The organism is Brevundimonas sp. UBA7507, assembly GCF_002478355.1.
In the GTDB taxonomy this organism is placed as follows: Bacteria; Pseudomonadota; Alphaproteobacteria; order Caulobacterales; family Caulobacteraceae; genus Brevundimonas; species Brevundimonas diminuta_D.
Genome location: NZ_DLNP01000013.1, coordinates 88,773 through 105,190, shown reverse-complemented (window position 1 = coordinate 105,190; position 16,418 = coordinate 88,773). Strand labels below are relative to the sequence as shown.

The following is a 16,418-nucleotide window of genomic DNA, read 5'->3' as shown; positions in this document are numbered from 1 at the left end:
GGCCTCACTTGCCGACCCGTATCCTCTGGCCCGCCGTCGCCGCTCTGGTTCTATTGTCCGGCTGCGGCCCTGAACCGCGCAAGGCCCCCACAGATGGCGAAGAGGTGCGCGAACGCGCCGTGGAGGCCCAAACCGCGCGCCGACGCACCGGCGCCGAACTTCAGGACCGAGCCCTGAACCGCGTCATCCACGCCGTCTATCTGTGCAACAATTCCGAACGTCTGTCGGTCGACTTCGACAATCCGCGCCAGATGGCGACTGTGCGCAACTCCAGCGGCGAGGCGGTCGACCTGTATCAGGAGCGCGCCGCCGACGGCATCTGGTATCGCGCCTCGGGCTATGAGCTGCGCGGCAAGGGCGTCATGGCGACATGGACCGCCGCCGACCGCGAACCCACCGAATGCCGGGCCGTCGACTAGGCGAAGGCCGCCAACCGTTCGTCCAGCCGTCGCCGCACCTCGGGCCAGTCCTCGTCCAGGATGGCGAACTGCGCCGTATCCCGCGCCCGCCCGGTCCAGGTCGTCTTGTGCTTGCGCAGCACGCCCTCATGGGTCGCGCCCAGCTTACGGATGGCGGCCTGGCTGGCGGCGTTCAGGGCGTCGGTGATGATCTCGACCCGGATCGCCCCGTTCGAAAAGGCGTAGTCCAGCAACAGACGCTTGCACGCCGGGTTGACCGGCCCGCCCCGCGCCTCGGGTCGATAGAAGGTCGAACCGATCTCGCAGCGTCGATGCGCGGGCTTGATCTCATAGAGGCTGGTCGTGCCGACGACCGCACCATCGGCACGACGCCGCACGGTATAGGCGATGCGAGATCCCGCCGCCATCGCCTTCAGCGCCGCTTCCCACCAGTCGTCGAAATGCGCGCCATAGGCGGCGGCGACCATGCCGTTCCAGGCCTCCGGGTCGCAGTCCAGCGCCGCCCGAACCTCATCCTTCAGCGCCTCGGTGAACGGCTCCAGCCGAACAAAAGCGTCTTCCAGGACGACGGGCGACAGCTTCACGCCGCGCCTTCCTCGATCAGGAAAGCGCGCACCGCCTCGGCGTCCACGTCCTTGTCGGTGAAGGCGTCGCCCACCGCCCGCGCCAGGATCAGGGTCAGACGACCGCCCTCGGCCTTCTTGTCCCCCGCCATGCGCGCGATCAGGGCGTCAGCCGCAAAGGCGTGCTCCACGTCAGCCAACCGCGTCGGCAGACCCGCCGCGCGGATGCCCGCCTCGGCGCGCTCGGCCTCGGCCGCCGGGCACAGCCCCTGCCGCGCCGAATAGCGGAAGGCCATGGCGCAGCCCAGCGCCACCGCTTCGCCGTGGGTGACGGTCTCGTCGAACGCCAGTTCAGCCTCCAGCGCGTGGCCGAAGGTATGGCCCAGGTTCAGCAGGGCTCGACGGCCCGCCTCCTTCTCATCCTCGCCGACGATCCGGGCCTTGATCTCAACCGAGCGGATCACCGCCCGCTCCAGCGCATCAAGATCGCCCCGCGCCCCAGAAGCTCCTTCGCCGCCCAGCCAGTCGAAGAAGGCCGCGTCGCAGATCAGCCCGTGCTTCAACACCTCGGCCCAGCCCGAGCGCACCTGACGCGCAGGCAGGGTGGCCAGGGCTTCGATGTCCGCCAGCACCCTGCGCGGCTGATGGAAGGCGCCGATCAGGTTCTTGCCGCGCGGGGTGTCGATCGCCGTCTTGCCGCCGACCGAGGAATCCACCTGAGCCAGTAGGGTCGTCGGAATCTGCACGAAGTCGATCCCGCGCATGAACAGGGCCGCCGCCAGACCGGCCAAGTCGCCCACCACGCCGCCGCCCAGGGCGACGACCAGGCTCTTGCGGTCCAGTCCTTCGGTCAGCAATCGGTCCAGCACCGCTTCAAGCTGTTCAAACGACTTGGACGCCTCGCCTGCGGGCACGGTTACGATCCCGGTCGCCAGCCCCGCGCCTTCCAGCGACGAGCGCACCGTCTCGCCGTGAATGGCCGCCACCGTCTCGTCGCTGACGATGAAGGCGCGCGTCGGTTTCAGCACAGCGACCTCGGCGCCCGCCGCCTTCAGCAGACCGCGCCCGACGACGACCTCATAGGGGGCGAAGGCGCCGCCTGCGACCGGGATCGTCGTGGTCATGACTGGGTCTCCTGCCGTCCGAACCGGCGCAATTGTTTCAAGATGGCCTCAACGGCCTGGGCGTGCGATCCGCCGCCCACATCGACCGTCAGATCGGCCTCGCCGTAGATGGGATAGCGCGCCTTGGCCAAATCGTTCAGGGCTGTCAGAGGATCGCGATTGCGCAACAGCGGCCGGGTGTCGCGTCGCCCTACCCGCTCGGCGATGACCTTCAGGTCCGCACGCATCCAGACGCTGACGGCGTGCTGCTTCATCAGGGCGCGGGTGTCGGGGTTGAGCACCGCCCCGCCACCGGTCGCCAGCACGATTGGCGGCCCTTCCAGCAGGCGCTTCATGACCCGCGCCTCGCCCGCCCGGAACTCGACCTCGCCGCGCGTGGCGAAGATTTCGCTGACGGTCATGCCCGCCGCTTCCTCGATCACATGATCGCCGTCGGCGAACGGCAGGCCCAGCCGCGCCGCCAGGCGCCGCCCCACGGTCGATTTCCCGACGCCCATCAGCCCCACCAAGGCTATGGTGCGGACCGAAGACAGCGGGAAGGAATCAGGCGAGGCGTCAGAAGGCATGGTCCGTACACCCTCTACACCAGACGCCGCCCCGCTCCACACCCAGAAGCGATGACCAGACGCGCCGCATGACCCCGCAGATCGAAGCCTTCCTGGAGATGATGGCGGTGGAGCGCGACGCCTCGCCCCACACCCTGGCCGCCTACGGCCGCGATCTGGCGGATGCACAGACATGGCTGAACGACGCCGGCGGTCTGATGGGCGCGCCGCAGGAGGCGCTGGAGGCCTGGTTCGCCGATCTGTCGCGGCGCGGCCTGTCCGCCGCCACAGCCGCCCGCCGCCGCGCCTCCGTGCGCCAGTTTTATCGCTTCGCCCTGGGCGAGGGCTGGCGAGCCGATGATCCTTCGCGCCGGCTGGACGCGCCCACGCAGGGCCGCAGCCTGCCCAAGACCCTCAGCCGCGACGAGATCGAGGCCCTGCTGATCGCCGCCGCCGCCGCCGACAGCACGGCGGGCCTGCGCCTGATCGCCCTGGTCGAGATGGCCTACGCCTCGGGCCTGCGCGTATCCGAGCTGCTGGCGCTCAAGGTCGAGGCCGTTCGCCGTGACCCCGCCTATCTGATCGTGCGCGGCAAGGGCGGCAAGGAGCGGCTGGCCCCGCTGAACATGCCCGCGCGCGAGGCGATCAAGGCCTGGTTGAACGCCCGCGACGCTGCTCGCAAGCCGAACACGCCCGACAGCGCCTGGCTGTTCCCCTCGCACGGCAAGAGCGGCCATCTGACCCCGCGCCGTTTCGCCCAGCTTCTGGATCAGGCGGCGATCACGGCCGGTATCGACCCGGCCCGCGTCAGCCCCCACGTCCTGCGCCACGCCTTCGCCACCCATCTGCTGGAGGGCGGCGCCGACCTGCGCGTGGTGCAGACCCTGCTGGGCCATGCCGACATCTCGACCACCCAGATCTACACCCACGTCGCTGTCGACCGCCTGTCCCAGGTGGTTCACGCCAACCACCCCTTGGCGAAGGACGACTGAACCCGCGCTTGCTCCGAGGCGTTCCGCGCTCTAGGTTCCGCCGCCTTCCGTAGCGCCAAGCGCGCTTCTTCCTCACGGACGCCTTATGGCCACGCACTATCTCGAATTCGAAAAGCCGATCGCCGAACTGGACGCCAAGATCGCCGAGCTGTCGCTTCTGGCGCCGACCAGCGGGTCGTTCGAGACCGAGATCGCCGCCCTGCGCAAGAAGGCCGACGCCATGCGCACCAAGGCCTACGCCAACCTTGATCCGTGGATGCGCACCCAGGTCGCGCGCCACCCCCAGCGTCCGCACTTCGTCGATTACGTCGACGGCCTGTTCACCGACTTCGTTGAGCTGCACGGCGACCGTCAGTTCGGCGACGACCAGGCCATCCTCGGCGGTCTGGCCCGCTTCCGCGGCCAGCCGGTCGTGGTCATGGGCCACGAAAAGGGTCACGACACCCAGACCCGCATCACCCACAACTTCGGCATGGCCCGCCCCGAGGGCTATCGCAAGGCCGTCCGCCTGATGGACATGGCCGAGCAGTTCGGCCTGCCGGTCCTGACCTTCGTCGACACCGCCGGCGCCTATCCGGGTCTGGGCGCCGAAGAGCGAGGACAGGCCGAGGCCATCGCCCGCTCGACCGAGCGCGGCCTGACCCTGGGCGTGCCCTCCATCGCCACGGTGACGGGCGAAGGCGGCTCGGGCGGCGCCATCGCCATCGCCGCCGCCAGCCGCGTGCTGATGCTGGAGCACTCGATCTATTCGGTCATCTCGCCGGAAGGCGCGGCGGGCATCCTGTGGCGCGACGGCGCGCGGGCCAAGGACGCGGCCAACGCCATGAAGATCACCGCGCCCGACCTGATCGAGCTGAAGATCGTCGATCGCGTGATCCCTGAGCCCCTGGGCGGCGCCCACGCCGACCGTGAAAAAGCGATCCGCAATGTCGGCCAGGTTCTAGAAGAAGAGCTGAAGGCCATGTCCGGCCTGTCCGCTGAGCAGCTCAAGAAACAGCGCGCCGACCGCTTCTACGCTATCGGCCGTCTGGGTTGATCAAGGGCTGATCGCGATTGCGCAGCGTCGCAACGCCGCCGAAGCTGACATCATGCGATTCGTTCTGTTTCCCTCCGCTCGCATCGGCAGGCTCCCATGCGCGGCATGAACGGGGTCGGCGAATCCCTGCGCGAAAGCGCGGTGTTCAACTTCGACGGCGCGGTGACGATGGTCATCGACGATTCTCCCTTTTCACTGGAGCTGACCGCCCAGGCCCTGCTCGGTTTCGGCATGAAGGTGCGTCACGCCTGCGAGAGCGCGGCCGAGGCCATCTCCATTCTACAGACTCATCCAGTCGATCTGATCCTGGTCGACTGCGAAATGCCGGGCATGAGCGGATACGAATTCGTGCGCTGGCTGCGCCGTTCCGGCCTGGAGCCGAACGCCTATACGCCCGTCATCATGACCGCCGCCCACGTACGCCGCTCCAAGGTGTCGGATGCGCGCGATTGCGGCGCCAACTTCCTGATCACCAAGCCGTTCAGCGCGGGCGTCCTGCTGGAGCGCATCGTCTGGGTGTCGCGGGATAACCGCCCCTTCCTGGAGGTCGGCGACTATTTCGGCCCCGACCGCCGCTTCCGCAGCGAGCCCTGGCCCGGCCCCGAGCGTCGCGCCGAAGAGCGCCGCAAGACAGCCTTTGAAAAAGAACGCAGGGCGGCGGTGGAGCTATGACAGTCATCACGCACAATCGCCGCCGCAGCCGCCTATCGACCCTGGTCGACCAGCCGGGCGGCGTCAGCGTCGGCGTCGCCCTGAACCAGGCCCGCGCCAATCTGGCCGGGCTGGAGGCCCGCAGCCGAGCGATCATTCAGGAACAGGTCACTGCCCTGGCGGCCCTGCCCGCTCCTGTCGGCGTCGACGAAACCGCCCTGGATCAGGCGTACGGCCACGCCAGCGCCGTGATCGACGCGGCCGGGCCGTTTGAGCTCAACGACCTGTGCGCGGCCGCAGCCAATCTGTGCGATCTGATCGACGCCGCGCCCGAAGGCCGCCCGTTCGACTGGCGCGTCGTCACCGTCCACGCTCAAGCCCTGCGCCTGCTGCTGACGCTGCCTTCCGAAGCCGCCGACGCCCGCACCAAGGTGCTGGACAGCCTCAAGGACGTGCTCAAGGCCAAGGTTCCCGGCGCCGGAGAGCCTGAAGCCTAACCGGCCTGGGCCTTCGCGCCGCGCGTCTGCTTGCGCCACAGGGCCGCATACTCTCCGCCCTGACGCGCCACCAGCTCATGATGGGCGCCGCGTTCGACGATGCGGCCCGCCTTCAGCACCAGAATCTGATCGGCGTCGGCCACGGTCGACAGGCGGTGCGCCACGACCAGGGTCGTGCGGCCCGTCCGCGCCTTGCGCAGCGTCTTCTGGATCGCCGCCTCGGTTCGGCTGTCCAGCGCGCTGGTCGCCTCGTCCAAGATCAGGATGCAGGGATCGGCCAGCAGGGCGCGGGCGATGCCCACTCGCTGACGTTCTCCGCCCGACAGCTTCAGACCCCGCTCGCCGACGCGCGTGTCCATGCCGTCGGGCAGGTTGCGGATGAAGTCAGCCAGTTCCGCCGCTTCCGCCGCCGCCCAGATCGCCGCCTCGTCCGCGTCAGGCCGGGCGAAGGCGATGTTGGCGGCGATGGTGTCGTTGAACAGGGCCACGTCCTGCGGCACCAGGGCCACGGCCGCCCGCAACGACGCCTGGGTCACGCTGCGCGCGTCCCGGCCGTCGATGAGCACCGCGCCCTCCTGCGGATCGAGCAGTCGCAGGGCCAGCTTGACGATGGTGGACTTGCCCGCCCCCGACGGCCCGACCAGGGCGGTCGTGGTGCCCGCGGGCGTGACGAAGCTGACGTCGTCCAGTCCCGCCGCCCGCGCGTCATGCCGGAAGCCGACATGGTCGAACACGATTTCGGCGCCCCGCCCGCTTTCAGGACGCGGCAGATCGGTGGCGTCGGGCGCGTCCGCCACCTGCGGCGCCTGACGCGTCACTTTAAGCATCTCTTCCATGTCGATGAAGGATTGGCGGATTTCTCGATACGCAAAGCCCAGAATATTCAGCGGCGCATAGAGGGAGATCATGATCAGCACCGCCGCCGTGACATCCCCCGGCCCCATGCGCCCGGCCGCAGCCTCGAATCCGGCCATGACCGCCATGACGCCAAGGCCGACGTTCATGATCAGACCCTGGATCAGGTTCAGGGTCGCCAGCGAAGTGTTCGCCTTCAGCGACGCCTTCGCATAGGTTGCAAGGGACGAATCATAGGCCTGCGCCGCCCGACCCTCGGCGCCGAACGACTTGACGGTTTCGTAGTTCAGCAGGGCGTCGACCGACAGGCCCGCCGCCTCGCTGTCGGCCGCGTTCATGGCGCGCCGGTGCTCCAGCCGCCAGTTGGCCATTGAGAAGGTCGCGACCGCATAGACCAGCACCACGGCCACCGCCACGGCGCCGAATCGCCAGTCGTATTTGCCGCCCAGAACCGCCGCCGCCAGCACCAGCTCCAGCACCGTCGGGCCCAGGTTGAACATCAGGATCCGCAGCAGGAAATCGACCGCGCGCGAGCCCCGGTCCATCACCCGCGACAGTGCGCCGGACCGCTTAGTCTGGTGGAAGTCCAGCGACAGGCTGAGGGCGTGGGCGAAGGTCTCGGCCGCCGTCTTGCGCTGGGCCGCCGCACGCACCGGCGCGAACACCACGTCTGACAACTGCGGCGTCGCCGCCGACAAAAAACGCACCAGGGCCCAGCCCACGGCGAAGGCGGCGAAGCCCAACCCTATTGACGCCGCCGGCCCCTGATCCGCCGCAAGATGATTGACCGCCGCGCCCAGGACCAACGGCGCCAGCACGCCCAGCCCCTTGCCCGCCAGGGTCAGCAGGATCGCCCCCGTCACGCGCCACGGCAGTTGCGGCGCGCCCGAACGGGCCACCACGCCGATCAGATTCTTCAGCGCCTCCAGCGTAGGCGGCGCCTCCTGTTGCACAGGATCTGTCCCGGCGTTCATGGCCTTACTTGCGACGTCGCCGCGCCGTCCTGAGCGTTCACCGCGCATCGTCACGTCCCGCCGCCATCATGCCTCCGAGGCGGAACGCGCCCGCCACGTCAATCCAGGCTCGCCACGGCGGCGATCAACTCATCCACCGACGCTTCATCTGTGGCCCAGGAGCAGACGAACCGCACAGAACCATCGTCGAATTGATAGCAGGCCCAACCCGCAGCGTTCAGCGCCTGATGCGCCTCGTCCGGCATCCGCACGAAGACGGTGTTCGATTCTACCGGGTGGGCCAGCACGAAGGGCGTCCGCCCCTCGATGCCGTCAGCCAGGCGCTGAGCCATCAGATTGGCGTGGGCGGCCCCCGTCAGCCACTCGCCGGATTCCAGAAGTCCCAGCAGCGGCGCCGCCAACAAGCGCCCCTTGGACGCCGTCTGCCCCGCCTGCTTCAGCCGGTTGTCGATCCGGCGCGTCAACGTCTTGTCGAAGATCACCAGGGCCTCGACGCAGTGCGCGCCCGCCTTGGCCCCGCCGAACGACAGCACATCGACGCCCAGGCGCGGAATGTCCTTGGGATCGAAGCCCGCCGCCACAGCGTTAGCCAGCCGCGCGCCATCCATATGCACGCCCAGGCCCGCCCGCTTTGACGGTTCGATCAAGTGGCGAAGTTCTTCTTCGGAATAGACGGCGCCGTATTCGGTCGTCTGCGTCACACTGAGCGCCGCCGGCGGTTGACGGTGCCCGACCACCGGCTCTTCCAGCGCGGCGTAGAGCGCAGCGAGGTCGACCTTGCCCGAATAGCCCGGCAGGCCGATCAAGCCGACGCCCTGGCCGAAGAATCCAGGCGCCCCCGTCTCGTCCGTGCAGACGTGGGCCGCATGGTGCGCCAGCACCGCCTCATAGGGTCGCGCCAGCATCGACAGGCCGATGGCGTTGGCCGCGGTGCCGCTGAAGACGAAACGCACCTCGGCGTCGGCGTCCAGCGTCTGGCGGATCAGATCGGCGGCGCGCGCCGAGGTTTCGTCCGCGCCATAAGCCCGCGCGAACCCGGCGTTGGCGGCGACCAGGGCCTGAAGCGCCGAGGGCGCCATGCCCGTCGTATTGTCGGAACCGAAATCAAAACGCACGGCTCATTCTCTCCCTTGGTCCGAGGCCTCGCCTTGGACCGCACTGTCCTGAATCGGGGCCATGACGACCCGCGCGAACTTGGCGTCCTTCGCCGGCACCTCGACCTGATGCGGGAAGGGAATCTCGATGCCGGCTTCGTCCAGGGCTTCCTTGCCCGACTGCATCAGATCAGCCTGGGTCTGCCACCAGTCGCCGGTGTTCACCCAGGCGTGGAGGGTGATCTCCACCGCGCTGTCCAACAGGGCCGTCACCCCGGTCCAGGGCGCGGGATCCTTCAGCACCTTGTCGTGAAGCCGCGCGACCGCCGCCAGCACGTCGCGCGCCTCCTTCAGATTCTCGCCGTAGCCGACGGTGAACTTGATCTCGATCCGGCGCGTCCGCTGGCCCGTTAGGTTGATGATGACGTCGCTCAGCACCTTGGAGTTCGGAATGACGATCTTGTGGTTGTTGGCGTTCGTCAGTTGGGTGGTGAACAGGTCCAGCTTCTGCACCGTGCCCGAGGCGCCGCCCACATCGATGACCTCGCCGACGCGATAGGGGCGCAGGACCAGCAGCATCACCCCCGCCGCCACGTTCGACAGCGTGCCCTGCAACGCCAGGCCGACCGCCAGGGAAGCGGCGCCCAAAACGGCGATGATGGAGGTCGTCTGCACGCCCAGCCGCTGCAGCACGGCGATCATGCCGATGATGATGACCACCACCCGCACGATCTGAACCATGAAGGCCAGCACCGTCGGGTCGCGCCGAACGGCCTTGGTGCGGCCCAGCAGCTTGCGCGCAGCACCCGACGCCCAGCGCGCCGCCACCAAGGTCAGGGCGAAGATGATCGCCGCCACCGTCAGGTTGATGGCGAAATCGCCCAGCATATCCATGGCCTTGGCCAAGATGGCCGCGTCGACGGTCAACCTCTGCTCGCCAGCGGCCACCACCTGAGCCAGAGGATCGGCGAGGACGGCAGGGGTATGCAGGAAATTCATGAGCATGAGCCGGGTCTAACGCCTATGCAGCCGATTGGAAGCCCCGCCGGTCAAGCTTTTTCACCGGCGTTGACCCGCCCGCCGCCGCGTTCGATGGCGTCCAGCAGGTCCAGAACGGAGTCCAGGGCGTCGGCATCACGCGCCGGCTTGTCCCAGCGGATGCGGCTGACGCGCGGAAAGCGCATGGCCACCCCCGACTTGTGCCGCGTGGAGCGCTGCAATCCCTCGAAGGCGATCTCCAGCACCAGGCCGAAATCACGCTCGGCGCGGACGGCGCGAACAGGGCCGAAGCGATCCGTCGTGTGATCGCGGACGAACTTGTCGATCTGCTTCAACTCTTCGTCGGTAAAGCCGAAATAGGCCTTGCCGACGGGCGTCAGCGTCCCCTCCTCCGTCCAGACCCCGAAGGTGTAGTCGGAATAATAGCCGGACCGTTTCCCATGGCCGCGCTGGGCGTACATCAGTACGGCGTCGATGACGTGCGGGTCGCGTTTCCACTTGAACCAGGGCCCCTTGGGGCGACCCGCCACATACAGGCTGTCACGACGCTTCAGCATCAGCCCTTCGGCCGCAGCGCCCACAGGCGGATCGGCGCGCAGAGCCGCCAGATCGTCCCAATCTGTGAATTCCACCAGAGGCGACAGGCCCAACCGCTTTCCATCATGCTCGGCCGCCAGTCGCTCCAACCGCCCCCGCCGCTCGGTCAGGGGCAGTTGGCGCAGATCACTCGCCCCTTCGGCCAACAAATCATAAGCCAGGATGCCCGCCGGATAGTCCTGCATCAGTCGGGCGCTCGCCGTCTTGCGGTTCAGGCGCTGTTGCAGGTCGCCAAAGGGCGCCACCACTCCGTCGCGGATCACCAGCAGCTCGCCGTCCACCGCTCCCTCAAAGTGCAACCCCGCCGCCACATCGGGAAAGGCGGCTGAAATCTCGTCGCCTGTGCGGGAATAGAGGCGCGTCTGACCGCCCTCTCGCACCGCCTGAACGCGAATGCCGTCCCACTTCCATTCAGCGAAGAAATCAGCGGGGTCCAGGCGCGGCAGGTCCAGCCCTTCGTCCAGAGCTGTCGCCAGCATGACCGGACGAAACCGGCCGGGCGCATCCGCGCTGGGCTGCTCCGCCCGCCCCTCCACCCAGGCGAACAGATCCTCATAGGGCGGCCTCAGGGCGTGCCAGATTTCCTCAATATCGCCGACGGTGATGGGCGGCAGGCTTTCCGTCGCCTCACGGCCATCCGGGCTGGGCGGATCGATCACTGTCGCCGGACGCATCATGGCCACGGCCGTACGCGCCAGCCGCGCCGACAGACCGACCCGCAGCCCGCCCGTCACCAGTTTCAGCAAAGCCCAACGCCCCTTGGGCTCAAGCGCGTCCAGCCAACCTTCAATCAGAGACGGCGCTTCCGCGCGATCGGCCCGCATAAGGGCGTCCACCACCTCGCCCAGTTCCGGCTCGCGATTGGCGCGGTGCATCGGATCGCGCGGCCAGATCAGCGCTGTCGTCTCCGCCAGGTCGCCGACATAGTCATAGGACCAGCCGAACAAGACCGGGTCCACCCGCGCCTCTACCGCCTTGCGGATCATGGCGGGCTTGGCCGTGGCGAAGCTCAGATCGCCCGTCAACGCCGCCAAGGCCCAGCCACGATCGGGATCCGACGTCGCCTTCAGATAATCGCGTAACAAAATCAGCTTCGCATTGCGCGAAGTCGTCAACGACAGGCGATCCAGCAGTTCGGCGAAGGGACGCAATCGGGCTCCAGCTCTTCAGGCGCCACCGCACAACGGCCTAGAAGCCATAGGTTTCCCTAGGCTTCCGCCTGCCGGATCAAGCGGCCGCCGCCTCGTTGTCCTGCTCCGCAAGGCGACGCAACGCGGCTCGCCCGCCTTGAGCGTGGACCATCAGGGCCGAAAGACTTCGGAAATCGATCGGCTTGTTCAGATAGGCGTCAGCACCCGCCGCCAGACCCGCCTCATGGTCTTCGTTCCGCGCAGAGGCCGACAGGAAGATGATGGGCGTCTCAGCGTTGACGCCCCCGTCTTGGCGGATCAGGCGCGTCGCAGCCAGTCCATCCATGACCGGCATGTTGACGTCCATGATGATCAGGTCGAACCGCTGATCGCGGGCGGCGTCCACCGCCTCCCGCCCATTTTCGGCCATGCTAGTGCGCCGTCCCGTGGACGCCATCCAAGCCTCAAGGATCATACGGTTGACGGGGTGATCCTCGACCACCAGCACCTCCATCCCGTCGCCGACAACGACATCGCCCTCTGCGACGACCGCGGTTTCGGCGGCGCGCCAGGCCACTACTTCGCCTTCGACGGCAAAGGTGAAGGTCGAACCTTCGCCCAGACTCGAGGTCACGGAAATCTCTCCGCCCATGATGTTGGCCAGGCGACGCGAAATCGTCAGCCCCAGACCCGTTCCGCCGAACCGTCGCGTCGAGGACGCGTCCACCTGGGTGAAGGGCTGGAACAGTTGATCCATATCATCGTCGGAAATACCCGAGCCGCTGTCGATCACGGCGAACTCAAAGGCCACCCGACGTTCCGAGACGCGACGCCCGCGCGTCACGAACCGCACCGCCCCCTGATCCGTAAACTTGACGGCGTTGGACAGAAGGTTCTGCACGACCTGGCAGACGCGCAGAGGATCCCCCCGCACCACGGCAGGCACATCGCCCTGGAATTCCGCGATGAAACTCAGGCCCTTCGCTTCAGCCTGGGCTTCGAACGGGCCGACAATGCGGCGATGCAAATCCTCCAAATTCACGTCCACCGCTTCGAAATTCATGCGCCCCGCCTCGATCTTCGTCATGTCGAGGATATCGTTCAGCAGGCTCAGCAGATTGTCGCCGGAGTTACGGATAATGGCCAGATATTCACGCTGCGCCCCTTCCAGCCGAGTGGCGCTAAGCAATTGCGCCGCGCCCAACACACCGTTCATCGGCGTGCGCAACTCGTGGGAGATGACGCCCAGGAAGTTGGATTTCGCCTCATTGGCCGCGTCGGCCTTGTCTCGCGCGGCTTCCAGTTCCTCGATCAGATGAGCCTGATGTTCCTGGAAGGCGCGGATGCGCTCCTCGCGCAGCATGGTCATCGTCACCAGAACGAACAGGCTGGCCGCAGTGAACGGCGCCAAGGCCACAAAGGGCCAGAAGACGGGGTCGCCCAGAAGAGTAACGGCGATGATCGCCGCCGCCACGCCATAGGGGGAGGAGATCAAAATAGCCTGTCGCGGCGAATTGCGCAGTTGGGCGAAGACCAGCACATAGCCCGACATCAAAAAGGCGATGGCCAGTTCACGCCCGAACATCGACGACGAGAACCAGGCCACCAGCGGCGCCACAGCCCAGACCGCCGTGGTGGCCGTGGCCACAGCCGGGAACACCAGGCCCCAACCGCCGCCCACTCTCTGGCTGACTCGCTTTTCGACTTCCCCGCGCAGGGCGCCCGCCGCCAGGGTGGCCGCGAACCAGACCAGACCCTGCGCCAGGCCGACCGCCGCGATCAAGCCCAGCGCCCAGCTGACGATGATGAGGTAACGCAGATAGTGAGTCTGCAGGATGGCGGTCAGGGCCTGGGCCGCTTCGCCCGGCGCCTGCGCCCCTTCCATCCCCTTTGTGAACCCGTCAGATCCAACCATCGCGACGCCCCCGCCCGCTGCAAAATGCTTCGGGTGCGGACGCTAGGGCGAAAGGTTCTAAGACGATATGAATGGGGATAACTACGTAATCCGAATTTCTTGCACGTCTGTGGGTATCAAGATTGAGCCTCTTGCGGAGTCTGCGCCCGGATCGACAGCGCGTGAACAGGCCCGGCCAGCTCCGCCTTCAGCACCGCGTTGACCGCCCGTTGGCGCTGCACGCGATTTTGCCCCGAGAAGGCCTCTGAAACGATGGTCAGCTGAAAATGGCTCTCGCCGCCGTCGCGGGCGACGATTCCGCCCTCATGGTGATGACCCGCGTGTTTCCAGCTGTCGTCCTCCAGATCCAGACGCACCGGGGCGAAGGCCGCCGTCAGTTTTTCGCGCATAACCGTCGCGATCGGGCCGTCAGACATGGGAACTCCTTGAAGCTGTCCAATTCGGCCTTACACTTCGGGCGATGTCTGCGTCTTTTCAATACAAGCCTCGCTTCACCGACATTCGGGTGAAGCCGCCGCGTCCCGACGAGGAACAGGAAGCGGCGGAGGATGTCCTGCGTCTCAAGCCGGGCGAGAAACCCTGCGACTGGGCCGACTGCACGCGTCCGGCGACGGCGCGCGCGCCGAAGTCGCGTGAGCAACTGAACGAGTTCTACAACTTCTGCCAGGTGCACGCGGGCCAGTACAACAAGAGCTGGAACTTCTACGCAGGCATGAACGAGGGCCAGATTCGCGCCGCCCAGGAAAACGAGGCCATGACGGGCGGCCGTCCCACCTGGCAGATGAAGGCGGGACCGCAGACGCGCGAAGCCGCCGCATTCGCGGCGAAGTTCGGTACGAATAACAACTCGGGCGCCGGTTCGTGGCGCGACAGCTTCGGCCTGTTCGGTCGCAGGGTGAATGGCGACGCCCCCGTCCAGAACGATCCCCATCATGGAATGGGACGCCTTGAACGTACCGCTCTGGCCGACCTTGGCCTGGAGCCCGGCGCCGACAAGGCTGCTATCAAGGCCCGCTATCACGAGATGCTCAAGCGCTTTCACCCCGACACCAACGGCGGTGATCGCGGCGCGGAAGCCAAGCTTCAGAGCGTCATCAAGGCTTGGAAAACCTTGAAAAAGGCCGGGCACGCCTGAGCGACCGCAACAGGCCGCCCTCGCCCGGCAAGGCATCAACGCGGATCATGGGCTGACCGGCGGCCGAGGAATCCCAGATTTCCGCAAAGACCTCGGCCCCGGTCTCATCCCGCATCATGCGCTGCGTTTCCTGGATCGCCTCGGTGAAGCTGTCGGCCTCCAAGGGGAACATCTGAGGCGTCCTTCCGGGCGCATCATAAACATAGCAAAAATATTGCGTGTGCGTTTCCATGTTCCTCTCCCCCGACGGGAGCGATGCCTAATTATTAACACCCTCTTGCCGATTTCTCGAATCACAGAACCGTTGTTTCTGACGGGCGTTGCCTCCGTGTCACCCCCATTTGATCCCCAGGCTGGGGATAAGGAGTCCACAGATGGAAGTCTTGTACCGCGCCCACGCCACAGCATCCGGCGGAGGCCGCGACGAAGGCCGATCGGCCACTGACGACGGTAAGATCGACGTGCGCCTGTCCGTTCCCACCGAAATGGGCGGCAAGGGCGGCGATGGGACCAATCCAGAGCAGCTTTTCGCCACGGGTTACGCCGCTTGCTACCTCGGCGCCCTGCGGCTGGTTTCAGGCAAGGCGGGCACGCCGGTCGGCCCCGACACCAAGGTCGCGGCCGGGATCGGTTTCGGCAAGAACACGCGCGGCGAAGGCTTCAATCTCGACGTGACCCTGCGTGTGTCGGACCACGGCCTGGATCGCGCGGTGATCGACGACCTGATCCAGAAGGCGCATCAGGTCTGCCCCTATTCCAACGCCACGCGCGGCAATGTCGACGTGGACCTGTCGGCGGAATAGAGCAACCGGCCCAGGGCGAATAATCCATCCGGCCCCTCGCGCGTGTTGAGCCGCGCGCGCGAGGGCGCTAGGTGGATGGCCATGACCTCTCCGCTCGACGCCTCCCCCGACCCGCTCGTCACCCTGGAACCGCACCGCAAGGTCACGCTGAAGGAGGCGTTCGGCGTCGATTCCGACATGGTCGTGCCGGCCTTCGACACGCGCGACAGCCATGTGCCCGAAATCGACGAGTCCTATCGCTTCGATCCCCAGACCACGATCGCCATCTGCGCGGGCTTCGCCTACGACCGCCGCGTCATGGTCCAGGGCTATCACGGCACCGGCAAGTCGACGCATATCGAGCAGGTCGCCGCCCGCCTGAACTGGCCGCTGGTCCGCATCAACCTGGACAGCCACGTCAGCCGTATCGACCTGATCGGCAAGGACGCCATCGTCCTGAAGGACGGCAAACAGATCACCGAATTCCGCGAAGGCATCCTGCCCTGGGCCCTGCAACGGCCGGTCGCCCTGGTGTTCGACGAATATGACGCGGGCCGTCCGGACGTCATGTTCGTGATCCAGCGCGTGCTGGAGGCTCAAGGCCGCCTGACGCTGCTGGACCAGAACCGCGTCATCCGCCCGAACAAGTGGTTCCGCCTGTTCGCCACTTCGAACACGGTCGGCCTGGGCGACACCACGGGCCTGTACCACGGCGCCCAGCAGATCAACCAAGCGCAGTTGGACCGCTGGAACATCGTCACCACGCTCAACTATCTCGACCACGACGTGGAAGCCGAGATCGTCGCCGCCAAGGTGCCCGAGTGGAACGACGCCGAGGGCAAACGCCGCATCGCCGCCATGGTCCGCGTCGCTGACATGACTCGCAACGCCTTCATGAACGGCGACATTTCGACCGTCATGTCGCCCCGCACGGTCATCACCTGGGCCCAGAACGCCATCATCTTCGACGGCGACGTGGCCCTGAGCTTCCGCCTGACCTTCCTGAACAAGTGCGACGAACTGGAGCGGCCGACCATCGCCGAATTCTATCAGCGCGCCTTCGGCGAGGATCTGCCGGAATCCGCCACTCGGGTGAAGATCGGCTAAAGG

General features: G+C 66.9%; 18 protein-coding genes. 8 read left to right on the top strand and 10 right to left on the bottom strand.

Annotated elements, in window-relative coordinates; all coding sequences use genetic code 11:
• The first annotated feature begins 8 nt into the window (after positions 1–8).
• Complete coding sequence (locus B3D50_RS07955; RefSeq protein ID WP_286950624.1) at positions 9–419, top strand: MliC family protein; 411 nt, start codon at positions 9–11, stop codon at positions 417–419.
• Here the strand turns inward: B3D50_RS07955 and B3D50_RS07950 are convergent.
• From B3D50_RS07950 to B3D50_RS07940, 3 genes are read right to left on the bottom strand one after another with little or no spacing between them, the layout of a single operon-like run.
• Positions 416–1,003 carry a GNAT family N-acetyltransferase gene (locus B3D50_RS07950; RefSeq protein WP_286950623.1) on the bottom strand — a complete coding sequence of 196 codons (588 nt, stop codon included), beginning with the start codon at positions 1,001–1,003 and terminating at the stop codon, positions 416–418. The two genes, B3D50_RS07955 and B3D50_RS07950, sit on opposite strands and share 4 nt — an antisense overlap.
• Positions 1,000–2,106 (bottom strand): 3-dehydroquinate synthase, encoded by a 1,107-nt coding sequence (aroB, locus tag B3D50_RS07945; RefSeq protein WP_286950622.1) that lies wholly within the window; start codon positions 2,104–2,106, stop codon positions 1,000–1,002. The genes B3D50_RS07950 and aroB overlap by 4 nt, the downstream gene beginning before the upstream one ends.
• On the bottom strand, positions 2,103–2,672 hold the full coding sequence (locus tag B3D50_RS07940) for a shikimate kinase (protein ID WP_003165277.1): 570 nt from the start codon (positions 2,670–2,672) through the stop codon (positions 2,103–2,105). Before B3D50_RS07940 ends, aroB begins: the two co-directional genes overlap by 4 nt.
• A 68-nt stretch (positions 2,673–2,740) precedes the next feature.
• Here B3D50_RS07940 and B3D50_RS07935 point away from each other — a divergent pair, with 68 nt between their 5' ends.
• The 4 genes from B3D50_RS07935 to B3D50_RS07920 all read left to right on the top strand — a co-directional run bounded on the left by B3D50_RS07935 (position 2,741) and on the right by B3D50_RS07920 (position 5,827).
• Positions 2,741–3,643 carry a tyrosine recombinase gene (locus B3D50_RS07935; protein WP_286950621.1) on the top strand — a complete coding sequence of 301 codons (903 nt, stop codon included), beginning with the start codon at positions 2,741–2,743 and terminating at the stop codon, positions 3,641–3,643.
• Positions 3,644–3,728: 85 nt separating this feature from the next.
• Positions 3,729–4,679 carry an acetyl-CoA carboxylase carboxyltransferase subunit alpha gene (locus B3D50_RS07930; protein WP_046654116.1) on the top strand — a complete coding sequence of 317 codons (951 nt, stop codon included), beginning with the start codon at positions 3,729–3,731 and terminating at the stop codon, positions 4,677–4,679.
• A gap of 96 nt (positions 4,680–4,775) precedes the next feature.
• The gene (locus tag B3D50_RS07925; protein ID WP_046654117.1) at positions 4,776–5,351 is read left to right on the top strand and encodes a response regulator; all 576 of its coding nucleotides are present in this window, start codon (positions 4,776–4,778) and stop codon (positions 5,349–5,351) included.
• Complete coding sequence (locus B3D50_RS07920; protein ID WP_286950619.1) at positions 5,348–5,827, top strand: chemotaxis protein CheE; 480 nt, start codon at positions 5,348–5,350, stop codon at positions 5,825–5,827. Before B3D50_RS07925 ends, B3D50_RS07920 begins: the two co-directional genes overlap by 4 nt.
• Here the strand turns inward: B3D50_RS07920 and B3D50_RS07915 are convergent.
• From B3D50_RS07915 to B3D50_RS07890, 6 genes are all read right to left on the bottom strand, one after another.
• Positions 5,824–7,656, bottom strand: a complete 1,833-nt coding sequence (locus tag B3D50_RS07915; RefSeq protein ID WP_286950617.1) for an ABCB family ABC transporter ATP-binding protein/permease — start codon at positions 7,654–7,656, stop codon at positions 5,824–5,826. The two genes, B3D50_RS07920 and B3D50_RS07915, sit on opposite strands and share 4 nt — an antisense overlap.
• Positions 7,657–7,754: 98 nt before the next feature.
• Complete coding sequence (locus B3D50_RS07910; RefSeq protein ID WP_286950616.1) at positions 7,755–8,771, bottom strand: threonine aldolase family protein; 1,017 nt, start codon at positions 8,769–8,771, stop codon at positions 7,755–7,757.
• A gap of 3 nt (positions 8,772–8,774) precedes the next feature.
• Positions 8,775–9,749 carry a mechanosensitive ion channel family protein gene (locus B3D50_RS07905; protein ID WP_286950615.1) on the bottom strand — a complete coding sequence of 325 codons (975 nt, stop codon included), beginning with the start codon at positions 9,747–9,749 and terminating at the stop codon, positions 8,775–8,777.
• Between the two features lie 50 nt (positions 9,750–9,799).
• Positions 9,800–11,497, bottom strand: coding sequence for a cisplatin damage response ATP-dependent DNA ligase (locus B3D50_RS07900; protein ID WP_286950613.1), 1,698 nt, complete (start codon positions 11,495–11,497; stop codon positions 9,800–9,802).
• 76 nt (positions 11,498–11,573) lie between these two features.
• Positions 11,574–13,361, bottom strand: coding sequence for a response regulator (locus tag B3D50_RS07895; RefSeq protein WP_286950612.1), 1,788 nt, complete (start codon positions 13,359–13,361; stop codon positions 11,574–11,576).
• Between the two features lie 146 nt (positions 13,362–13,507).
• Positions 13,508–13,807, bottom strand: coding sequence for a BolA family protein (locus B3D50_RS07890; RefSeq protein ID WP_286950611.1), 300 nt, complete (start codon positions 13,805–13,807; stop codon positions 13,508–13,510).
• A 44-nt stretch (positions 13,808–13,851) separates the two neighbouring features.
• On the opposite strand from B3D50_RS07890, the gene B3D50_RS07885 reads away from it, so the two are divergent.
• Complete coding sequence (locus B3D50_RS07885) at positions 13,852–14,526, top strand: J domain-containing protein (RefSeq protein ID WP_269298303.1); 675 nt, start codon at positions 13,852–13,854, stop codon at positions 14,524–14,526.
• On the opposite strand, the gene B3D50_RS07880 is transcribed toward B3D50_RS07885, so the two are convergent.
• The gene (locus B3D50_RS07880) at positions 14,486–14,758 is read right to left on the bottom strand and encodes a hypothetical protein (RefSeq protein ID WP_286950609.1); all 273 of its coding nucleotides are present in this window, start codon (positions 14,756–14,758) and stop codon (positions 14,486–14,488) included. The two genes, B3D50_RS07885 and B3D50_RS07880, sit on opposite strands and share 41 nt — an antisense overlap.
• 142 nt (positions 14,759–14,900) lie before the next feature.
• Between B3D50_RS07880 and B3D50_RS07875 the strand changes: the two genes are divergently transcribed.
• Positions 14,901–15,329 (top strand): organic hydroperoxide resistance protein, encoded by a 429-nt coding sequence (locus tag B3D50_RS07875; RefSeq protein WP_087141427.1) that lies wholly within the window; start codon positions 14,901–14,903, stop codon positions 15,327–15,329.
• 75 nt (positions 15,330–15,404) lie between these two features.
• The gene (gene cobS, locus B3D50_RS07870) at positions 15,405–16,415 is read left to right on the top strand and encodes a cobaltochelatase subunit CobS (RefSeq protein WP_269298297.1); all 1,011 of its coding nucleotides are present in this window, start codon (positions 15,405–15,407) and stop codon (positions 16,413–16,415) included.
• The last annotated feature ends 3 nt before the right edge of the window (positions 16,416–16,418 follow it).